Annotated in this window: 24 protein-coding genes; 6 read left to right on the forward strand and 18 right to left on the reverse strand. The window is 60.1% G+C overall.

Annotated elements, in window-relative coordinates; genetic code table 11:
• The 15 genes from AC1D1Z_RS26155 to AC1D1Z_RS26225 form a co-directional block, all read right to left on the reverse strand.
• On the reverse strand, nt 1-1,001 hold a 1,001-nt coding region (locus tag AC1D1Z_RS26155), incomplete at its 3' end, for an extracellular catalytic domain type 1 short-chain-length polyhydroxyalkanoate depolymerase (RefSeq protein ID WP_477852013.1).
• Nucleotides 998-1,453 (reverse strand): NUDIX hydrolase, encoded by a 456-nt coding sequence (locus tag AC1D1Z_RS26160; RefSeq protein WP_018245395.1) that lies wholly within the window; start codon nt 1,451-1,453, stop codon nt 998-1,000. The genes AC1D1Z_RS26160 and AC1D1Z_RS26155, both read right to left, overlap by 4 nt.
• 96 nt (nt 1,454-1,549) lie before the next feature.
• Nucleotides 1,550-2,581, reverse strand: coding sequence for a P-type DNA transfer ATPase VirB11 (virB11, locus tag AC1D1Z_RS26165; protein ID WP_018245396.1), 1,032 nt, complete (start codon nt 2,579-2,581; stop codon nt 1,550-1,552).
• A gap of 6 nt (nt 2,582-2,587) precedes the next feature.
• Nucleotides 2,588-3,763 carry a type IV secretion system protein VirB10 gene (gene virB10 / locus AC1D1Z_RS26170; protein ID WP_018245397.1) on the reverse strand — a complete coding sequence of 392 codons (1,176 nt, stop codon included), beginning with the start codon at nt 3,761-3,763 and terminating at the stop codon, nt 2,588-2,590.
• A 9-nt stretch (nt 3,764-3,772) separates the two neighbouring features.
• Nucleotides 3,773-4,630: a P-type conjugative transfer protein VirB9 gene (gene virB9, locus AC1D1Z_RS26175; RefSeq protein WP_018245398.1), complete on the reverse strand. Its 858-nt coding sequence runs from the start codon at nt 4,628-4,630 to the stop codon at nt 3,773-3,775.
• Entirely contained in the window at nt 4,627-5,298 is a 672-nt protein-coding gene (locus AC1D1Z_RS26180; protein WP_477852017.1) for a VirB8 family type IV secretion system protein, read from the reverse strand. Before AC1D1Z_RS26180 ends, virB9 begins: the two co-directional genes overlap by 4 nt.
• 1 nt (nt 5,299) lies before the next feature.
• Nucleotides 5,300-5,584, reverse strand: coding sequence for a hypothetical protein (locus tag AC1D1Z_RS26185; RefSeq protein WP_018245400.1), 285 nt, complete (start codon nt 5,582-5,584; stop codon nt 5,300-5,302).
• Nucleotides 5,585-5,636: 52 nt separating this feature from the next.
• Complete coding sequence (locus AC1D1Z_RS26190) at nt 5,637-6,557, reverse strand: TrbL/VirB6 family protein (RefSeq protein ID WP_018245401.1); 921 nt, start codon at nt 6,555-6,557, stop codon at nt 5,637-5,639.
• A 3-nt stretch (nt 6,558-6,560) separates the two neighbouring features.
• A complete protein-coding gene (locus AC1D1Z_RS26195) occupies nt 6,561-6,785 on the reverse strand; it encodes an EexN family lipoprotein (protein ID WP_018245402.1) in 225 nt (74 codons plus the stop codon).
• Entirely contained in the window at nt 6,782-7,480 is a 699-nt protein-coding gene (gene virB5 / locus AC1D1Z_RS26200; RefSeq protein WP_018245403.1) for a P-type DNA transfer protein VirB5, read from the reverse strand. Before virB5 ends, AC1D1Z_RS26195 begins: the two co-directional genes overlap by 4 nt.
• Entirely contained in the window at nt 7,480-9,846 is a 2,367-nt protein-coding gene (locus AC1D1Z_RS26205) for a VirB4 family type IV secretion/conjugal transfer ATPase (RefSeq protein WP_018245404.1), read from the reverse strand. Before AC1D1Z_RS26205 ends, virB5 begins: the two co-directional genes overlap by 1 nt.
• Entirely contained in the window at nt 9,839-10,177 is a 339-nt protein-coding gene (locus tag AC1D1Z_RS26210; RefSeq protein WP_018245405.1) for a VirB3 family type IV secretion system protein, read from the reverse strand. Before AC1D1Z_RS26210 ends, AC1D1Z_RS26205 begins: the two co-directional genes overlap by 8 nt.
• 5 nt (nt 10,178-10,182) lie before the next feature.
• Nucleotides 10,183-10,482, reverse strand: a complete 300-nt coding sequence (locus AC1D1Z_RS26215; protein WP_018245406.1) for a TrbC/VirB2 family protein — start codon at nt 10,480-10,482, stop codon at nt 10,183-10,185.
• Nucleotides 10,479-11,141, reverse strand: a complete 663-nt coding sequence (locus tag AC1D1Z_RS26220) for a lytic transglycosylase domain-containing protein (RefSeq protein WP_018245407.1) — start codon at nt 11,139-11,141, stop codon at nt 10,479-10,481. Before AC1D1Z_RS26220 ends, AC1D1Z_RS26215 begins: the two co-directional genes overlap by 4 nt.
• A 3-nt stretch (nt 11,142-11,144) precedes the next feature.
• Nucleotides 11,145-11,684 carry a hypothetical protein gene (locus AC1D1Z_RS26225; RefSeq protein ID WP_018245408.1) on the reverse strand — a complete coding sequence of 180 codons (540 nt, stop codon included), beginning with the start codon at nt 11,682-11,684 and terminating at the stop codon, nt 11,145-11,147.
• 91 nt (nt 11,685-11,775) lie between these two features.
• Here AC1D1Z_RS26225 and AC1D1Z_RS26230 point away from each other — a divergent pair, with 91 nt between their 5' ends.
• Both AC1D1Z_RS26230 and AC1D1Z_RS26235 read left to right on the forward strand, forming a co-directional pair.
• Nucleotides 11,776-12,129 (forward strand): hypothetical protein, encoded by a 354-nt coding sequence (locus tag AC1D1Z_RS26230; protein ID WP_018245409.1) that lies wholly within the window; start codon nt 11,776-11,778, stop codon nt 12,127-12,129.
• Nucleotides 12,130-12,285 (forward strand): hypothetical protein, encoded by a 156-nt coding sequence (locus AC1D1Z_RS26235; RefSeq protein ID WP_155256966.1) that lies wholly within the window; start codon nt 12,130-12,132, stop codon nt 12,283-12,285.
• A gap of 183 nt (nt 12,286-12,468) precedes the next feature.
• Here AC1D1Z_RS26235 and AC1D1Z_RS26240 read toward each other — a convergent pair whose 3' ends face one another.
• Entirely contained in the window at nt 12,469-12,714 is a 246-nt protein-coding gene (locus AC1D1Z_RS26240; protein WP_018245410.1) for a hypothetical protein, read from the reverse strand.
• Between the two features lie 66 nt (nt 12,715-12,780).
• The gene (locus AC1D1Z_RS26245) at nt 12,781-13,194 is read right to left on the reverse strand and encodes a hypothetical protein (RefSeq protein ID WP_018245411.1); all 414 of its coding nucleotides are present in this window, start codon (nt 13,192-13,194) and stop codon (nt 12,781-12,783) included.
• Between the two features lie 688 nt (nt 13,195-13,882).
• Here AC1D1Z_RS26245 and AC1D1Z_RS26250 point away from each other — a divergent pair.
• The 4 genes from AC1D1Z_RS26250 (at nt 13,883) to AC1D1Z_RS26265 (ending at nt 17,353) form a co-directional block, all read left to right on the forward strand.
• Nucleotides 13,883-15,244 (forward strand): TadE/TadG family type IV pilus assembly protein, encoded by a 1,362-nt coding sequence (locus tag AC1D1Z_RS26250; protein WP_026188666.1) that lies wholly within the window; start codon nt 13,883-13,885, stop codon nt 15,242-15,244.
• Nucleotides 15,241-15,771 (forward strand): TadE/TadG family type IV pilus assembly protein, encoded by a 531-nt coding sequence (locus tag AC1D1Z_RS26255; protein WP_018245413.1) that lies wholly within the window; start codon nt 15,241-15,243, stop codon nt 15,769-15,771. Before AC1D1Z_RS26250 ends, AC1D1Z_RS26255 begins: the two co-directional genes overlap by 4 nt.
• Before the next feature lies 1 nt (nt 15,772).
• Entirely contained in the window at nt 15,773-16,354 is a 582-nt protein-coding gene (locus AC1D1Z_RS26260; protein WP_018245414.1) for a TadE/TadG family type IV pilus assembly protein, read from the forward strand.
• Nucleotides 16,355-16,570: 216 nt separating this feature from the next.
• Nucleotides 16,571-17,353 carry a pyrroline-5-carboxylate reductase gene (locus AC1D1Z_RS26265; protein WP_477852025.1) on the forward strand — a complete coding sequence of 261 codons (783 nt, stop codon included), beginning with the start codon at nt 16,571-16,573 and terminating at the stop codon, nt 17,351-17,353.
• Here AC1D1Z_RS26265 and AC1D1Z_RS26270 read toward each other — a convergent pair.
• Nucleotides 17,350-17,503 (reverse strand): cupin domain-containing protein (locus AC1D1Z_RS26270; protein ID WP_477852027.1); only part of this gene is annotated, 154 nt, incomplete at its 5' end. The genes AC1D1Z_RS26265 and AC1D1Z_RS26270 overlap by 4 nt on opposite strands.

Below are 17,503 nucleotides of genomic sequence, written 5' to 3' on the forward strand. Positions count from 1 at the left end.
CCCCACAGCCGCATCATCTCCGCTGGAGCTGAGATTTCAACCGGGATCACGTAGGGGTCTCCAGATCGTAGCGCGGTGACGCTCTTGCGCTTCTTGATCGGAAGCCCGTGGCCCATATTGGCGACCGAATAGAGGGCCACTTTCAGCTGGCCGCTCATCTTCCACGACTGCAACCTGCCCCAGGGTTTTTCCTCCAAACGGCCGCTGCTCTCTCCAATGCCTTGGACTTCGAGCCACTGGGCAACACACGCGAGCGCATTGACCGGCTTGACCACCCGGTCTTCCATGCCCTGCCAGATGGTTATCGCAGGCCATGCCTTGGCTTCCGGGGAAATCTCAGCGATGGGTCGTCCCCATCCGCCTAGTGGCGGCATCGCACCTGACTTCATCGCGCGCAGGGCCGACATCGCGTCACGGGCAGATCCGAATGGCATGCCGGCGATGATCGCGGCGCCGGCAAACAAGGAGGGATAGTTAGCTACAAGGGCGCCCGTCATCGCCCCGCCGGCGGACAGCCCAGCGACGAAGATCCTCGAACGGTCAACGCGATGTCGCTCACATATGTGCTCGATCATCTGCTTGATTGAACGCACCTCTCCGCGGTCTCGAGCCACCGCGCTGGGTCGAAACCAGTTGAAGCAATTTTGCGGATTGTTTGCTCTCTTCTGCTGCGGATAAAGAAGAACGAAACCGCGTTCTTTCGCGAGCTTGGAGAAGCCGGCCGCGGCATCCAGGCTTTCGGGAGTCTGATGACAGCCATGAAGCAAGACGACAAGAGCGGGGTTCTTCGGCAGCCGCGTCGTCGGGACAGAGGATTTCATCACCAGGCGGCCCGGATTGCTTCCAAACGCGGTTGTCTCGACTAATATCGGTTTCGGGGGACGGGATGTTTTACGTTTCGTTCTGCCTCGGGTCGCTTTGACAACTTTCTCGATCTGCTTGCTGATTTTCTTTTGGGCTCTGAGGGCCTTTAACAGCGATCTGCCGAAACCGAGCTTCATGGGTCCAGGTTCTCAACCCGCGACAAGAGCGTTCGCAGACCTGGCTGGGCGGCGTCGCGCACGGCGTCTTTCAGTCGAAACCATCGTGTCTTACGAATGCTTTTCTCGGGAAACTCGTCCGCGATCCTTAAAACCTGCAGAAGATGGACGGCCACCTGGTAGTGGTTGGGACCCGTGTCCTTTCGATACGAAAATGAACCGAACACGGTCTCGTCGACGATGCCGACCACTCCGGCTTCCTCGAACGCCTCTCTTAGCGCCGCAGCGCTGCTGGCTTCACCATCTTCGACGCGCCCCTTTGGAATGCCCCAGCGGCCGTTCCGTCGGCTGCCTACAAAAAGGATATCAAGTCCACCGCCTTCGGTCCTACGGTAGCAGAGAGCACCAGCCTGCGCGACATCGCGACCAAACAGGGTTTTCGTAAGTTCCGCCTGGGCGTCTTCGTTGAGCATTGTCCGCCTCCGGTTCGAAGCCCGCGCAAGCTAGCTGGGAGACTTTCAAGAGTCCAGTTTGCTTCAGTCCTGGCGTGTGGGAAGGCGTCAGCAGTTTCAACGATCACTGCGAGCAACATCGACGGTCTTGGTTCCCGCGGCGGCCCGATAGTAGATTTCAGTCACCCGAAACCGGCCATCGATACGCTTGCATTGGACGATGACGTCGATTGCGATCTTCAGCATCTCGCGTATGTCGTCTCGCTCCAGATCTCTCCCGCCTTCGGATTCCTTCACCAGCAGTGTCAGCTGTTCGAAAGCAAGCCGGGCAGAATCGGCGTGCACGGTTGTGATCGAGCCCGGATGACCGGAGTTTACATTGCGAATGTAGTAGAACGCGGTGCCGTCGCGCAGTTCCTGCAGAAGAATGCGATCCGGTCGCATGCGCAGGCAGGATTCGAGCAGATCCTTTGCCCCGACCTTTGCCAGCCCTTGGCCACCCTTGGAGTAGAAGAGACGGACATGGTTCGGTTGCGGGATGACGAGCTCGGGCGTGTCTTCGATGGAGATGATGCGTTCGCTCGAAGGGATATGGCGGATCAACGCCTTCGAAAGCGTCGTCTTGCCGGAACCGGTTGCCCCGGAGATGATGATGTTCTTGCGCGCATAGACCGCTTCTCGAAGAAATGCCTGGTATGAGCCGGTTCGATGCAGATCCAGGAGCCTACGGTCGATTGCAGAAACGTCCGCGTCTTCCCTTGCCACCTCGGCGAACAAGCCGCCTTGATCAAGATCGTTCAGGCTCAGCGACACGGACGACGGCTTTCTGATCGTGATGCTGACAGTTCCCTTCGTCGTGGCAGGCGGGATGACGATCTGGATCCGCTCGTCGCCGGGCAGTGTGGCCGAGAGGATGGGCCGGGTTTCGTCGATTGCCTGGTTGGAGAAGCTCGCGACAGCCCGCGCCAGCCGCATGAGCTTATCGAACGACAGCTCTGGCAGATCGTGGGATTGCCAACCGGCTGTGCCCTCGGTGACCACCTGGGTCGGCCAATTGATGATGATTTCGTAAAGCGACTTGTCACCCAGGAAGGGCGACAGCGGCACCAGCAGCTCGCGCACGACACCGGAATCGGCTCCCTCTTTCATGGCGGTCTATTTCGTGACCAGGGTGGAGGCGCGGCTGAAGTCACCAAGAACCGCCCGATCGTAGATGCGGTTGCGCGGTTCGCTCACGCGAAGCCGATAGACGCTCGAAAAATCGAGATCACGCGCCACGAAGATCGAGACCAGCTCTCCTTGATGCTTCAACAGGGTCGGCGGAATATTGATCGACTGCTCGACGGCGATGGTCGCTGCCTGCTTGCCGGCGCTCGTCGTGTTGTCTGCCTCGACATCGCTATCCTGCAGCTGGCTGCTGGCGTAGGAAGTCGCGTCGCCGACGATCGACAACAGGATCGCGCTGCCGAAACGCTCCCACCAATGGGTATCGACGTAGCCGTCGACACCGGCACGCCCGAGGGCATCGGTTGCCGGCGACGCCAGCGTAATGATTACCCCCTTCGGCGTCTTTGCCCGGTTCCAGAGGACAAACAGGCGTTTCTGGCCACGGCGAAGGCCGCCGCGATATTCGCCGACGACCTGCGTGCCCTTCTCCATCAGCACGACGCGGCCATTGTCCGACAGGACGTCGCGGTTGATGACACAGCTCGTGAAGCCGGGTTGGTCGGAGGACAATGCCGTCTCCAGGACGCATGGAATGGAGGTGCCCATTGCAACGATGAAGTCGCGATTTCCGAGCGTGCCGGCGCGCGAGCCTTGCAACTGGGTCGGCGTCAACATCCGATTGAAGCGCTGGTCCTCGTTTTCCGCCTGGGCAGAGAGATTGCCCGGGTTGTTTCCCAGCGGCAGGTAGTTTGAGTTAGCGTCAGTGCTCGCATCTTCGTCCTGACGATGGGCCGGCGGTGATTTCTCGCCACCATAGGCGATGACCGGCGCACGGCGGGCGGCGTCGAGGAGCTTCTCATCCTCGCCCGTCTGCTCGGGCATGCCGGGCGTTGGCAGGAGGTTTTCCGGCGGCGCGGCGACCGGCTGGACCGGCTCCTTGGCCGGCTCGAAATCGGATGTCTGACGGATGACGACGCGCTCGGGCTGGACCCCGTCGGCGGGCTTCTCCTGCCCGCGCATCGACCAGAGCGCAAAGCCGACGAAAGCGACGATCGCCAGCGCCACCACGCCACGTCTCACCGCCGGATTGTTCTCGAGGCCCCTAGCCGTGCTCGTTTCGGCGCGCTCACCAGGAATGTGGGTGCTGTTGTCTTCCTCGGCCATGACGTCCTCCTATTGCCCTGTCGCAGCTTGCGTCTTCACGACGCGCTCGACAGAGGGTGAGGTCGTATTGGTATCGGGATTGATGCCGATACGATCATAGGCCTCGTTGAAGACGCAGAGGACGTCGCTTCCCCTGCGCAGGATGAATTTGCGGCTGATCGCGTGCACAAGCACCACGTTGTTCTCGACGGACTTCGGCACGAGGGTCTCGCTGCCGTCGGAATTTTCCATGTAGATCGCCGGCATTTCCTGGTTGCCTGCAAAGGCGAAGGTGGTGACCTTGCCATTGTCGTAGACCGCCTGCGGTTCCAATGCCGCGGAGCCTTGAGCCGAATAGCGCCAGTTGCGTGGCCCATAGGCTTCGTGAAGGGCAAGAACCTTGTCCGCTTCGCCGGCCTGAGCCGCTTGCGCGCGGGCAGCGGTCTCAAGTCTCCTGCGTTCGGCCTCGTCAGTGGGATAACGATACTTCACGTAAAAATAAGTGTTCTGCCCCGCCTCGACCGTGCCGTCGCGAACCGTCAGCTCCATCTGGTAGCTGCGTGTCGAGCCGTCCCGCCTTGTCGTCACAACCGAGATGTTCGTCACCGGCTGGTTTTCGCGGGGCTTCAGGAACAGGATGTTGCCGGCCGGCGCCACCTCCCATGCGACGCTGTTGCCGAGCGCCACATGGGCGATCTCCTCGTCGGCCGCGAACTCGATCTGCACCGAGGAGCGTAAGGTGCCGACGATCTTGGTGATGTTATAGGGCTGATAGTCGATGAAACGGACACGGCTATCCTGCGATGCGCCGCGCGGGATGTCGAGCGCGAACGCTGCCTGGGAAAAGCCGGCGGCCAGGGCCAGGGCGATCAGGGAACTCTGCTTCAATTGATGGCCTCCGGATCGGCGCGATAGTCGCTGACAGCAAAACCAAGCGGATTGGTCAGCCGGTCGGTCGAGGACATCGGCGCGTTGACATAGGAGAAGGTGAGCGTTGCAACCCAGTGGGTTGTCCGGACATCGTCACCGCGGGTGACCGTCCTGGTATAGCGCACCGACACGACATTGGCGTTGAGCAGCGAGATCGAGACGATGTTGACGCGTGACGTTGCGCTGCGCCCATAGATATTCTGCGGAGAGTCCGGATTGCCGCCGCGGTAGATCGCAGCAAAGCGCGTCTGTTCCGGCTGGGTCGAGAGGAGCGCGACGGTGCGAAAATTCTCCTCGGCCTCGCTCCAGACATAGGCTTCCCGGGCGCGCACATATTTGGCAGCGAAGTATTTGGTCACCRCCTCGTCATAGCTGCCGGCCGTCGAGGTCAGCGCCGAGACGACGTCGACGATGCCGGTCGAATTGTCGACCCGAACGACGAAAGGCTCGACCGTTTTCAAGGGCGTCAGCCCGGCAACGGCGAAGATCGAAGTGGCGGCAAGCACGCTGGCGGCGATCGCGATTGACCAGGCGATGCGCGCCGAGYGTTCTACCTGGACCAGCCGATCCTGATCGAAACGGCGCGCCTTGTCGAAATAGTCTTTCAGACTGTCCGTATTCACCATGTCACCGCCCCCGGCACGGCCGATAGGACCCCACGGCATCGAAATGCGCGAAGGCGGCAGGCTCCTCCGTCGGCGGCTCTTCGCTATAGGAAGTCGCCTGGCCGGCCGCCGTCGCCGGGACATTATCAGAGCCACTCTGCTTGGCAGGCTTGTCGTCCTCCCACTGCCACATGGCGCGGTTGAGCGGCCGGCGTGAATAGCCGTCGCATTTGGGCAAGGGGTGGGAGGCCGAAGCGCAGCCCGTGAGCTCCATGGCAATGAAAAGCGATAAGAAGATGCGGATCATTTGAACGTAAACCTCTGAAACGTTTTTCGTGGAGAAGTCATCATTCGGCTCCTCAGGATCTGAGGCGGCGGCTGACGGAACGGGCGCCTCGTCCAACCGCTCGGGCACCATGCGAGGCCGCCCAGGCAAGCGTGCCTTCGTGTGCGTCTCGGGCAGCACCATAGCCGTAGGTCAAAGACGCCCCGCCCGCCGCGAGCGCGGAGGCAATGCCTGGCAGCTGATAGAAGACGTAAAGGGCCGCAAGGCAGATGGCGCAAAGGGCGACCGGGCGCATCATGACGTCGGTATAGCTTTCGACCGCCGTGAAGGTCGTGTCGATACAGCTGATCAGCAGTGAACCGATTGCGACGACCAGGACCTGGAGAATGACGAAATTGACAAGCTGACCGATCCAGGATTCGGTGAAACGACGAGTGGACTGGAACATCGCAAGCGCGACGAAGATCGGGCCGATGGCCAGCACGATGGCAAGCGCCAGCCGGGCATAGAGCGAGACGATATAACCGATCGCCGCCACGGTGAAACTCGCGCCGATCGCCATCATCCCGCCGATGCCGGTGACGATGTCGGCCGGCCATGTGGCACGCGCCCAGATTTCCTTGGCGCATTTCTGGCCCTTGTCGAGCAGGCTGTCGAAAGTGGAGGCACTCGGCGCCGTTCCCGAGTTCAGCGCCTGTGAGATCTCGCGGGGCAGCGTCTCGAAGAAGATGTTGGTGACGTAGGTCTGATACTCGCTGGCGTTGCGCACCAGCATGACGATGATGGCAAGCTTCATCGCCCGAAACGCGAATTCGAGAATGGGCTCCTGGACCGAGCCGCGCAGGACAAGGTAGCCATAGAGCACGACGTAGAGCGTCAGCGCCGCAGTCAGCGGACCGCTGATCCAGCTGGCGATGTTCGACGTGCCCGACGAGATGAAATTCTCCAGAGGCGACTTGAACTGGCCATCGACGAAGCTGAAGACCTGGTACATGGCTCAGCCTCCAGGCGTAGTGCGGAGCCACAGCTTCCAGTGCGCCGCCTCCGCGTTCTGGCAATTCGGCGTCTGGCGGAGGGTGCCGGGGTTGTTGCGGCATTCACTTGTGATCTTCGCCAGCAGGGCCTCATCAGCCATCAGCTCGTCGACGGTATAAATCCTGTCTCCCTGGCCGAAGCAGCCGGAAAGGGTGAGTGTGAAGATGCCAAGAAGGAGAAGTTTCATTTAAGCGCCTCCCCCATGGCATCCAGGCGCTTTCGCCAGTCCTCGGCCTTGCGCTGGTCGTCGACCTGAACCTGTGCCTGCTGGACCATCTGGAGAGCCTGCATGCGCAGCACGTCGGTTTGCAGAAACGCGGTTTCGGCCTGCAGGCGTGCCTGAAGATCGGCGATATCCTTGGCATCCGCGGCAGCTGATATCTGCTGGCGCAGCTGATCGATGCCGTCGATACGCTTGGTGGCGGCATCGTAGATCTGCTGGCCGAGGCTCATCTGGCCGGCATTCTGGTTCTGGGCGCGCGCCAATTCCTGCGCATAGAAATCATTGGCGCTGGTGCGATAGGTGGAATTATCATCAAGGAATTTCGAGGCGGAATTGCCGAGGACACCGGTGCCATTGCCCTTGAGCAGCCCTTCGATGGCATTGAAATCCTGCGGCAATGCCTTGCGGATCGAGGGATCGTTCAGCAGCCCGGCGACATCGGCCATATTGGTGACCTTGTTCAGCGATGCGTAAAGTTGCTGAGCCTGCTGAAGCTGCTGATTGAGCGTGTCGAGCTGGGATTTCAGCTGGGTGATGCTCTCGATCTGCTTGGCGATCGCCGTCTCATCGATCACTGGAATGCCCTGTGCCGACACCGTTCCAACAGGCACGAGTGCCGCCATCAACACCAGAGCAAACCCTGTTTTGAGCCTTTCCATCAACCCGTCCTCCTTCTTTGCTGAAACAGCGGCAGCCAGTCTTCAAGACGGTCGCCAACCTGCGCCCGGATCGCCTCGGCAAGTTCGATGTTGGCTGTGCGGCCGGACAGAATATCGAGCTCCTCATCGAAACCCCTGAGGTTCAATTCGGCGACGACGCTGTTGTGACCCTGCTTGAGGATGAAGCGGCGGCTTTCGACCGAAAGCTCGCGGGAGACAAGCTCGAACTCGTGCTCCGTCAATTTGAACCCGTCGACGTAATCGCCATGGTCGCCGCGCGGGTTGGGAAGGAAGATCTGCGTCGGGCACTGCTCGATGATCGTGTGGGCAATAGGCGAGACGATCGCATCGCGCGGGCTTTGGGTCGCAAACAACATCAGCCCGTTCTGTTTGCGGATCGTCTTCAACTTGTTCTGCGCGAGATCGCGAAAGCCCTCGTCCTGCAAAGCCTTCCAGAACTCGTCAATGACGATGATGATCCGACGCCCGTCGATCAGCTGCTCGATGCGGAAGAACAGATAGGCCATCAACGGGGTGCGGATTTCCTCATTGTCGAGAAAGTCGGTCATGTCGTAGCCAATGAACTTGGCGCCGATCCCGATGTCGTCGCTCTCATTGTCGAACACCCAGCCGAGCGGTCCTCCCCTCTCCCAACGCCTGAGCCTTGAGGCAATGCCTTCGGGATCGGTGTTGTTGAGGAAGGTGCGCAAGGCGCCGATGGAGCGCCTGTCCACCGGCAGGTCCGCCAGGCCATCGATGGCAGAGGCGATGTCGCGCAGCTCCAAGACCGTGAGTTCGCGCTTCGCCGACCCGACCAGCTGGCCGACCCAGCGGGCGAGGAAAACTCTGTTCTCAGGCGTCAGTTCAAGTGCCTTCAACGGCGCGCAGCCGGTGGCAACGCCGTTTCGAAGCGGCAGGTAGGTGCCGCCTGCTGCCCGCACGAAGAGGTCGGCTCCGCGGTCCTTGTCGAAGAAGACCATGTGGGGATCATGTTTTTCGAGTTGGGAGAGCATGAAGTTCAAGAGCACCGTCTTGCCGGAGCCGGACGGGCCGCAGACGAAGGTGTTGCCGAGGTCGCTATGATGAAAATTGAAATAGAAGGGCGAGCCGGAAGCAGTCTTCAGCATGGCGACGGCCGGTCCCCATTCATTGCCGTCTTTCTTGCCGGTGGGGTAGGAATGATAGGGGGCGAGCGCTGCAAAATTTCGCGACGTGACGGCGCCCGATCTTGCGCGATAGCGGAAATTGCCCGGCAATTGCCCCCACCATGCCGCCTCGAGCCCAAGATCCTCGCGGGCGACGACCGCCCCGCCGTTGGTGAGATAGGCGCGTGCTTTCGCCATGTGGTCGGCAAGCTCCTTCACCGAAGGCGCAAAGACCGACAGCGCCAGATGGTGCTCTCCAAGGACAAAGCGGTTCGACTCCAGCTCGTCCATGGCATCGCCAAGCTCTTCGATCTGCGACGCCGCCTTGTCGCCAGCGCTGACCATCTGGTTTTGTTTGCGACCCATGATCGTGCGCGCATCGGCTTTCGAGACGAAGGCAAAAGACTGCGTCAGGATGAGCTCGAACGGCGCCGTCAGGATGCCGTCGAGCATTCCGCTGCGGGTCGTCGCCGGATATTCCTTGAACCCGAATAGGCCGGCATAGCGGCTTTCGGCCTCATGACGGATCTCGATCGTCTCACGCCCGAAGATCACCCGATCCGAATAGATCGCCGAGGATATCCGGCCCTCCGTCAGCGGAACGCGCTCCCGCCGGCCGCCGACGATCTGATGCAGGACCTCGCTCGGCTCGGAGAAGAGAATGTCGTCCTGCTCGTAGAGGGAGAGCACCCGGGGCTCGAAGCGTTTCAGCCCGGCGGTCACGTCGGATAGCTTGTCGCGGAGATGCTTCAAGGCATCTTCGTCGAGTTCGATGCCGGCGCGGCGCGCCCTGCGCAGGCGTGAAAGCAGCCTGGCTGCTGCTTCGGCGGGATCCCGGCCCGGATGCCAGACCAGCGAGAGGTAAAGATCGTTTCGAAACAGATCCTCCGCGACCATGCGGTCGCGGTAGCGCGCATTCAGCCCTTGCGAGAAAGAATTGGCGAACTCTCCCTCCGGATAGGTGTTGTCGCGACGACGAATGACATGCGTCCAGAGCGCCAGGCGCTCATCGGCGATGTTGCGGTAGAGCGTATTGAGATCGCGGTGCAGACTGTTGAGATCCAGGACATCGGCGGTCTCGAACGATATGCCTTCGAGCGCGAGCATCACCATCAGCGCCCTGGATTCGAGGGCAATCATCGTCTCATCGACATGACGGACGTGCGGAATGAAGGTCTCGGGCCCGAGTTCGCGCGAGCGAAGCGTTGCGATGCTAGGCAAGGCTCAGATCCTTTTCGTCATAGCGCCTGATGAGCGTCAGGGGCGAGAGGGTCGCGCCGCCCCAAAAGGCGGCGTTGCGCGACCGGCCGCGGGTCTCGATCCACGAGATCAGGATGCGGAACATGTTGTGGTCGTGCTTGACGAGTGTTCGGAATATGAAATGGAAGACGACGCCGACAAGCGCGTAGGCGATCGATCCGGCGGTGATGTAAAGGATCGTCGTCAGCATGACGTTCAAGCCCATCGCCTCCATCGTCACGCCGGCGATCATCGCCGGGCGGGTACAGGCAAGGAACAGGGTGTCCTCCTCAATCGCGGCGGTGGTCGGCATGATGATCAGCTTCCGACGATCGTATTGACGAGTTCCGTCGCCCCGAAAATCCCGCCGATGCCGATGATCCAGAAGCCGGCGCGGCGCAGATCCATGTAGCCGAACATCCAGGCGATGCAGATGATGATGACGGCGATGACCGCGAGCAACCGAGCGATGTTGCCGGTCAGCATGTCGACGATATTCTGCAGGACGGTTTCGACGCCGGCTGCCTGGGCAAAGGCAGGCTCCACCAGGCAGGCGACGATGGCTGCGGCCATCAGGAGAGGGGCCGCCACAGGGCGAAGGTTTGCTTTCGAGATCATTGGCTTTGCTCCGATCGAGTTTTTTGAAACACGAGAACCTGGGATGAGCGCCGGGCGTTGAAGACGTCCCACGATGCGGCTTCACCGGATTGGGGAGGGAATTGTTCGACCGCGGACGCCTCCCGGCTGGGTGACGGCTCGGCGCGAAGCGCTTCGTCACGCAGCTCGACGATGGTGAGAGACCCCAGGCTGGCAGGCAGTCGCCCCATTTCCTGGCGGACCTGCTCGTCATATCTGACCATCTTGCCAACCGACGGATCGTCATGCCCGTAATAGGACTGAAGCATCACTGTTTCGGCCTGCTTCGCATCGGCGCCGAAACGCAAGGCAAGGCGATAATAGCCGTCGAGCAGGGTGGCCGTCGCCTTGAGGTTCACACAGGGATCGAACGCATCCGAAATCGATAGCTTGAGCCTGCGCAGTTCCGCCTCGCCAATGCCGCCAAGACCGATCTGAATGTCCTGACGATTGGCAACGAGGGAGGTCGCGAGTTCAATTGCCTCAGCCTTTGATGCGGGTTGACGCTCTAGCGGCGGGCCGCTGTTGATGCGAATGGCGAAAGGCTTGAAACCACTTTCGAGACTGATGACGGCGGCGAGCGTCCTGACCTCCACCATGGGCGCGCAATCCTGGGCGAGATCCATGAAAGTGACGGCCATCGATCAGTACCAGACCCGTTGCGTCGCCATCCCATCGATCGTCACGTCGACATAGTGGGGCTGCGCTCTCACCTTCGGGCGGGCCGTCGGATAGCCCATGCATCGGCGCCCACCATCCGACCGTTGCCATCGCGGGGACAAAACCGAGCCGTCGCCGGAACTGCGGCTCTCACCGACATCGTGGCATAACGCGTCGCTCACTGGCTGGAGGGCCGCCGACACGCAGATGGTTTCTTGCCCGCGCGGACCATAATCGGTCTTCACCCGGTATCCGGTTTCGCAGTAATAGGGCTCATAGCCCGGGCGCGAACTGTGGAAGGTGGCGCCGCTGCATGCCGGGAAGGAATGCCCCTCGGCAAGCTCACGCCACAGTTTCTGGATCGACGGCCGGCATGCCGCGAACTGCGTTGGGCCTCCGGGGTTGGAAAGGCACAGGATAACCTCGCAGCCCCACTCATTTGCTTGCGCCTTGCCAGGTGAAGTAAGGTAGGGTGGCGCCAGGCAGCAGGCCGCGACGACCGAGTTGACGAGAAGGTTTTTCATGAGCACGACCCTCCAGAGGACATTCGGTTGCGGAAGAGGTGGCTTGCCTGTACAACAATCTATACTGATTTATATAACACAGTAAAACGGCATGACAAGAGCACTCGAAACCCAATGGCGCAATCTGGCTTTCTCAGGTCTCATCCTGCACGAAATCCTCGATCATCCCCTCGAAGACGAGACACCTCAGGCAAGGCTGAAACAGGTCGGCATGATGACTGTCCTCTACAGCATGAACCAGGCACACCAGAAGTTAACCCTTTCCAGTATCATGGAAATTACCGCTCTGACACGCACCGGCGTCAAGGAGACGGTCGATCTCTTGGTGAAACGGGGGATGCTCGACGAGACGATCGTGAAGAACTCGATGGGTCGTGGAACAGCACGCCAGTTCGAGATTTCACAAGCGCTCCTGGAGAAACTGAGCTCATTCGGAGCCGGATGAATGACCGATTTAAGTGACGATTTTTGTCGTCTAAAGTCCGTCGCTCAAGATATCGGTGCAACGCCTGCAGCGACCCATGGTGGCGGTCGATCGATGCCAGCTGAAGAATGGAAGGCGATGGATCATCCCTTTCCTGCCGAGGATGACACCGTTTGATCGGATGGCAATCCAGCCATCTCAGGCGCCGTCTTCCTCATAAAGGGAAAGAATCCTGCCGTTGGGGAGGCGTTCCAATTGCATAAAGGCGGCGCCCGACTGAACAGAAAAACGAAGGCTTGCGGGGGCACCTCACCCGCGTGAGGCGCGCCTGTTCCTGCCCTCATCCGAGGGGTTCAACCCTCAGTGGATCGTCCAATTCACCATGGCGTAGCGGGCAATTTCTGGCCGAAGCTCGAAGGTCCGTCGCAGAAGCCGGGCAGCCTCGTCCATGACAAAGACGACGTCCGTCAACTTTTCGATTTCAACGTGAAGCCGATAGGCTTCGACCTCGTCGAGTCCTGCTCCCAGAAGTCGCCTCGCCGCATCGATCACGCGTTCGGTGCGATCAACGACCTCGAGACTATTCTTGATGATCATGTCGAGCATGCGTTTTCCCCTCGCTTGCAGGTCAAGCGTGGCGGAGAATCACCTTATTCGCAATCCCGAAACGACCTAGATCCGATCTCGTACCCTGTCGTAAAGATCGCGCATCTCATCGAGCACGCGGTCGTAACGCGAGCGGGGCGGCGCCGAGCGGGACCCTCCTATTGCGAAGGCGATCGCCCCGACGGCGGCTGCGACCGCAATCATCGTCGAAACAGGATACAAATTCACCGTCGCCTCTGTCTGCCTGGCAGCTTTCCGCGCGCCACTCTTGATAGACTGGGCAGCATCCGACACCTGCTTCTGCAACGTTTCGAGCTGCTTGCGAACGGCTGCGAATTCTTCGCCAGGATCATAAGCGGGCTGGACAGCGGCCCCGACTTCTCCCGTCGCAGTATTCACGATGCCCTTTGGTACCGGGCTGCCGATTTTCGGGCCGGCGGCTTCGAGGGTAGCAGATTTAGGGGACTTGCGAGGTGGCATGGTTGTCCTCCTTACATTTGGTTCTCGGGTAAAAATGGAGTTGCGCCCTAGGAGGGCAAGCCCTTTGCAAAAGTGTCCAACGAAGCGAGCGTTACGTGAGCTTCCCGACCAGTTCGGCGTAGTCTGAGAAAGTGAACTGTTGCCGCGCTGGGCGGCTTCATTGGCCAGTAACAGGAGGCACGATGGCAACCACGAAAACTCCCAACGAACTTTTCCTTGATATCTGAAGCCCATCTATTTCGCGGAAATCAAATCCTGAAGGTCCTACCGAAGACGGCGCACCGCCCTGTCGGAAGAGGGCAAGGCAGGCTTCCTGCTGCAGCGCGACGAAACCCACGGCCTGATCGAAGGTCTTGTGCAGGTCTTCAGCCCGAGAAAGAGCAGAAAACTGCCGCCAAAGCGCTGATCTCCATGATTGGATAGCTCATTCTGTCGAACGAAACCGCCAGGTCGCGGATGGCGCCGGGCGTGTCCCCGCTTCCGGCTTCACTCACGCATGCGGATCCCMGCAATCATGAATGAGAGAGATGTCATTCCACGGCTATCCAAAATTCGCAAACATATACAATTTGCGCACGAAACAGTGCTTTTGCGGTCTGCATTCCATCGGAAAACGCAGGAATTAACAAAGACTTAAGCAATTTTGATACTTCTTGCACATTAGTATGACTTATTGACGGTGGTCTTTTTGCGCTCGGATCTTTCATATTCAGTTGATCGGGTCTTCAAAACCCTTCGCGGTCTCGGAAGGGACAGGGGCGGCAATGTCGCGATCGTCGTTGCCCTCACCCTGGTGCCGATGATCGTCGCAGTCGGCGCGAGCTTTGACTACATTCGTACCTACAATGTCCGCCAGAGGATGCAGAGCGACCTGGACACGGCCTTGATCGCCGCAGTCAAAGAGATCGATACCGACGACGCCGTCGCTCTCAAGCAAAAGGTTTCCGACTGGTTCCACGCGCAGGTCGAAAACAGCTATACGCTTGGCGACATCGACATCGATACGTCAAACCATAAGATCACGGCGACGGCCAGCGGCACGGTTCCGACGACGCTGATGAAGATCGCCAACATCGACACCGTTGACGTCAGCGTGGCAAGCGCCGTCAAGGGGCCGGCCACCTCCTATCTCAATGTCTACATCGTCATCGACACATCGCCGTCGATGCTTCTAGCAGCAACAACGGCCGGCCAGTCGACCATGTATTCCGGCATCGGCTGCCAGTTCGCCTGCCACACGGGCGATGCGCACAAAATCGGCAACAAGACATACAACAACAACTATGAATACAGCACGGCCAAGAGCATAAAGCTGCGCGCCGATGTCGCCGGCGATGCCGTCAAGGACGTGCTTGCCCTGATCGACACCTCAGACAGCAACCATCAACGGATCAAGGTCGGACTATATAGCCTCGGCGATACGCTCACAGAAGTTCTCGCCCCGACGCTGAGCACGGACACGGCGCGCAACCGGCTCACAACCTCAAGCTACGGCCTCACAAGCGCGACCTCGAAGGCAGCCACCTATTTTGACGTGTCGCTTGCAACGCTCAAACAGAAGGTCGGGACCGGCGGGGACGGAACCTCCTCAAACTCGCCGCTCAAGCTGGTTCTCTTGCTGACGGACGGCGTTCAATCGCAGCGCGAATGGGTGACCGACAAGGTGACATGGAAGAACGGGCAGGCGACGTATGGGGCATACTGGAACAAGGTGGCGCCTCTCAATCCGGACTGGTGCGCCTACGTCAAAAACCAGTCCGCCACCATGGCGGTTCTCTACACCGAATACCTGCCGCTCACTTCGGATTGGGGCTACAACGCAACCGTCGGCTCGACCATGGCAAGCGCCAACTGGAAGGGCACCTATGGTGGTACCATGCAAAGCGGCGTGTCGACCAGCATCACCAGGCGCGACTACATCCCCTATGCGCTTTCCGACTGCGCATCGTCCAAGAGCTTGTTCCTCTCAGCCTCGTCGTCGGCCGAGATCACGGCAGGCCTGTCGGCGCTATTCACCCAATATCTCGCATCCGTCCGGCTGACCCAATGAGACGAGGGAAACGCTTCGCATCGTTGCGCCGGCTGCTTGGCGATCGCAAAGGGGTCGCTGCGATCGAATTTGCGATCCTGGCTCTGCCGCTCTTCATCATGATTTTCGGCATTATCGAAGTGTCGCTGATGTTCTTCGTCAATTCGGCGCTGGACGCTTCGGTTCACAAGATCTCCCGGATGATCCGCACCGGCGAGGTTGCATCTTCGAAGATTACGCTGGCCGATTTCAAAGCCAGGATTTGCAACGACATGCTTCTCTCGTTCAGCTGCTCCAGCGGTCTCCTGGTCAAGGTGATCGTGCTTTCCGACCTCTCGTCCGCCGCCAGCACGGATCCCATCGATGACAGCGGCAATCTCACTGTGACCGAGACCTATGATATCGGCAAGGGCAGCGACTACATCCTGGTTCAGACGTTCCTGCCATGGACAGCCGTCGTCAATTTCTTCAGCCTGTCGAGCGCCAAGCTTTCCGACGGCCGCTACCTACTCGGATCTTCCGTTCTCTTCCGCAACGAGCCTTTCTGACATGATGAAACGGAGCCAGTCCCTTTTCCGCCTCGCCCAATCCCGCGCCCGTCATCTCATGCGCGACCGGTCGGCGGCTTCGGGCGTGGAATTCGCGCTGGTCCTGCCGATCCTGGTGATGCTGCTGTTCGGCACCGTCGATCTCGGCCATGCGCTCACGGTCAGCCGAAAGATAGACGAGATCGCCTCTTCCACAGGCGATATGATTTCACAGCAGGGCTCCTGGACGAAGTCCGATGTCGCCAAACTTCTCTCCGGCGCCAGCTTCATCCTGCAGCCCTATGAGACGACAGGGCTCACGATCACCGTCGCGGTGGACGATATTGCCAAGAGCGGCAGCGCCACGGTCAACTGGTCTGCAGCACTCAACACCTCCGCACTGAACTCCGGCACGGCGAGCACGATCGAGGTCCCTTCGGAGATCCAGGATGACGGCGTACAGGTGGTGCTGACCAGGGTGCAGTACACATTGACGACGCCGGTCTCGGCGTTCTTTTCAAACTTCACCGGGCAGAATGGCTACAGCTTCGATCGCCATTACTTCAATCGCCCGAGGGTCGGCGACAAGATCACTTACAAGTAAGCTCCAGAGTCTGTCGGATTTCGTCCTCTGCGGGCCGATCGTTCCCAACAGTCCGCCATACAGCTACGGCGGACGGCATTGACCCAAAGCTTGCTGGGTGCATAGTCGCGGGGGAGTTGGGTGAAGACGGCAACCGCTGCCTTCGTCGTGTTGGAGGCTATCTGGTTTGGCGCGGTGATGTCGCGTAGGGCCGGCTGCGGGCTGCGGAGCAATCAAATGAAAATCGACCGTATTGGATTCGTCGGCACCGGCGCGATTACCGAAGCGATGGTTCGCGGGCTTCTCACTGAGCCGGCCTATGCATCCGAGATTCACGTGTCTCCACGCAGCGCTCACATCGCCGCGACGTTGGCTGACGAATTCGCCGCCGTGAGAATTGCCAAGGACAATCAGGACGTCGTCGAGCGCAGCGACATGGTATTCCTGGCGATACGGCCGCAGGTCGCCGAGGAGGTCGTGCGCGCGCTATCGTTCAGGGATGGCCAAATGGTCGTCAGCCTCGTTGCGGCAACGGAGCGCCMGGCCCTCTCCGAATGGATCGGCGCCGACGTGCATCTCGTGCAGGCGATACCCCTGCCCTTCGTCGCCGGCCGGCAAGGCGTCACGGCCATCTATCCGCCCGATACCGCCGTCGCAGCGCTTTTCGATGCGCTCGGAACGGCTGTCCAATGCCAGTCGAGGAAGGAATATGATCTTCTCGCGGCAGCGAGCGCAATGATGTCGACCTATTTCGGCATCATGGAGCAGGTTGCCGTCTGGCTGGAAAGAAGCGGCCTCGAAAAGGCGAAGGGACAGGCCTACATTGCCCCGCTCTTTGCAAGCCTGGCGCAGAAAGCGAACAGCCCCGGCAACGAACCGTTCAGCGCGCTGAGCCGCGAATTTGCGACCAAGGGCGGACTTAACGAGCAGGTTTACTCAGACTTCGAGAAGAAGGGCGGCCTTGCCGCCCTGACCGCTGCACTCGACGGAGTACTTGCCCGGATCGAGGGCAGGAACTAGAACGTCGGCGGCGTGCAGGCGCTGATGACCTCGCAGGGCACCGGCCCGACACAGCGGAAGCGGTGCGGGCGCCTGCTTTCGAAATAGTAGGCGTCACCCGGCCCGAGGATCCGCCGCTCGTCATCGACCGTCACCTCGAGCCTTCCCGAG

This window comes from Rhizobium sp. P1_E1, assembly GCF_056406015.1.

What these genes read in the sequence shown, in the direction of transcription:
- AC1D1Z_RS26240 (WP_018245410.1), bottom strand. Translation starts at nt 12,714, where the DNA reads ATGCTCGACATGATCATCAAGAATAGTCTCGAGGTCGTTGATCGCACC.
- AC1D1Z_RS26160 (WP_018245395.1), bottom strand. Translation starts at nt 1,453, where the DNA reads ATGCTCAACGAAGACGCCCAGGCGGAACTTACGAAAACCCTGTTTGGT.
- AC1D1Z_RS26260 (WP_018245414.1), top strand. Translation starts at nt 15,773, where the DNA reads ATGATGAAACGGAGCCAGTCCCTTTTCCGCCTCGCCCAATCCCGCGCC.
- AC1D1Z_RS26245 (WP_018245411.1), bottom strand. Translation starts at nt 13,194, where the DNA reads ATGCCACCTCGCAAGTCCCCTAAATCTGCTACCCTCGAAGCCGCCGGC.
- AC1D1Z_RS26255 (WP_018245413.1), top strand. Translation starts at nt 15,241, where the DNA reads ATGAGACGAGGGAAACGCTTCGCATCGTTGCGCCGGCTGCTTGGCGAT.
- AC1D1Z_RS26215 (WP_018245406.1), bottom strand. Translation starts at nt 10,482, where the DNA reads ATGATCTCGAAAGCAAACCTTCGCCCTGTGGCGGCCCCTCTCCTGATG.
- AC1D1Z_RS26190 (WP_018245401.1), bottom strand. Translation starts at nt 6,557, where the DNA reads ATGTACCAGGTCTTCAGCTTCGTCGATGGCCAGTTCAAGTCGCCTCTG.
- AC1D1Z_RS26210 (WP_018245405.1), bottom strand. Translation starts at nt 10,177, where the DNA reads ATGCCGACCACCGCCGCGATTGAGGAGGACACCCTGTTCCTTGCCTGT.
- AC1D1Z_RS26225 (WP_018245408.1), bottom strand. Translation starts at nt 11,684, where the DNA reads ATGAAAAACCTTCTCGTCAACTCGGTCGTCGCGGCCTGCTGCCTGGCG.
- AC1D1Z_RS26195 (WP_018245402.1), bottom strand. Translation starts at nt 6,785, where the DNA reads ATGAAACTTCTCCTTCTTGGCATCTTCACACTCACCCTTTCCGGCTGC.
- virB5 (WP_018245403.1), bottom strand. Translation starts at nt 7,480, where the DNA reads ATGGAAAGGCTCAAAACAGGGTTTGCTCTGGTGTTGATGGCGGCACTC.
- AC1D1Z_RS26185 (WP_018245400.1), bottom strand. Translation starts at nt 5,584, where the DNA reads ATGATCCGCATCTTCTTATCGCTTTTCATTGCCATGGAGCTCACGGGC.
- AC1D1Z_RS26235 (WP_155256966.1), top strand. Translation starts at nt 12,130, where the DNA reads ATGACCGATTTAAGTGACGATTTTTGTCGTCTAAAGTCCGTCGCTCAA.
- AC1D1Z_RS26230 (WP_018245409.1), top strand. Translation starts at nt 11,776, where the DNA reads ATGACAAGAGCACTCGAAACCCAATGGCGCAATCTGGCTTTCTCAGGT.
- AC1D1Z_RS26220 (WP_018245407.1), bottom strand. Translation starts at nt 11,141, where the DNA reads ATGGCCGTCACTTTCATGGATCTCGCCCAGGATTGCGCGCCCATGGTG.
- virB11 (WP_018245396.1), bottom strand. Translation starts at nt 2,581, where the DNA reads ATGAAAGAGGGAGCCGATTCCGGTGTCGTGCGCGAGCTGCTGGTGCCG.
- virB10 (WP_018245397.1), bottom strand. Translation starts at nt 3,763, where the DNA reads ATGGCCGAGGAAGACAACAGCACCCACATTCCTGGTGAGCGCGCCGAA.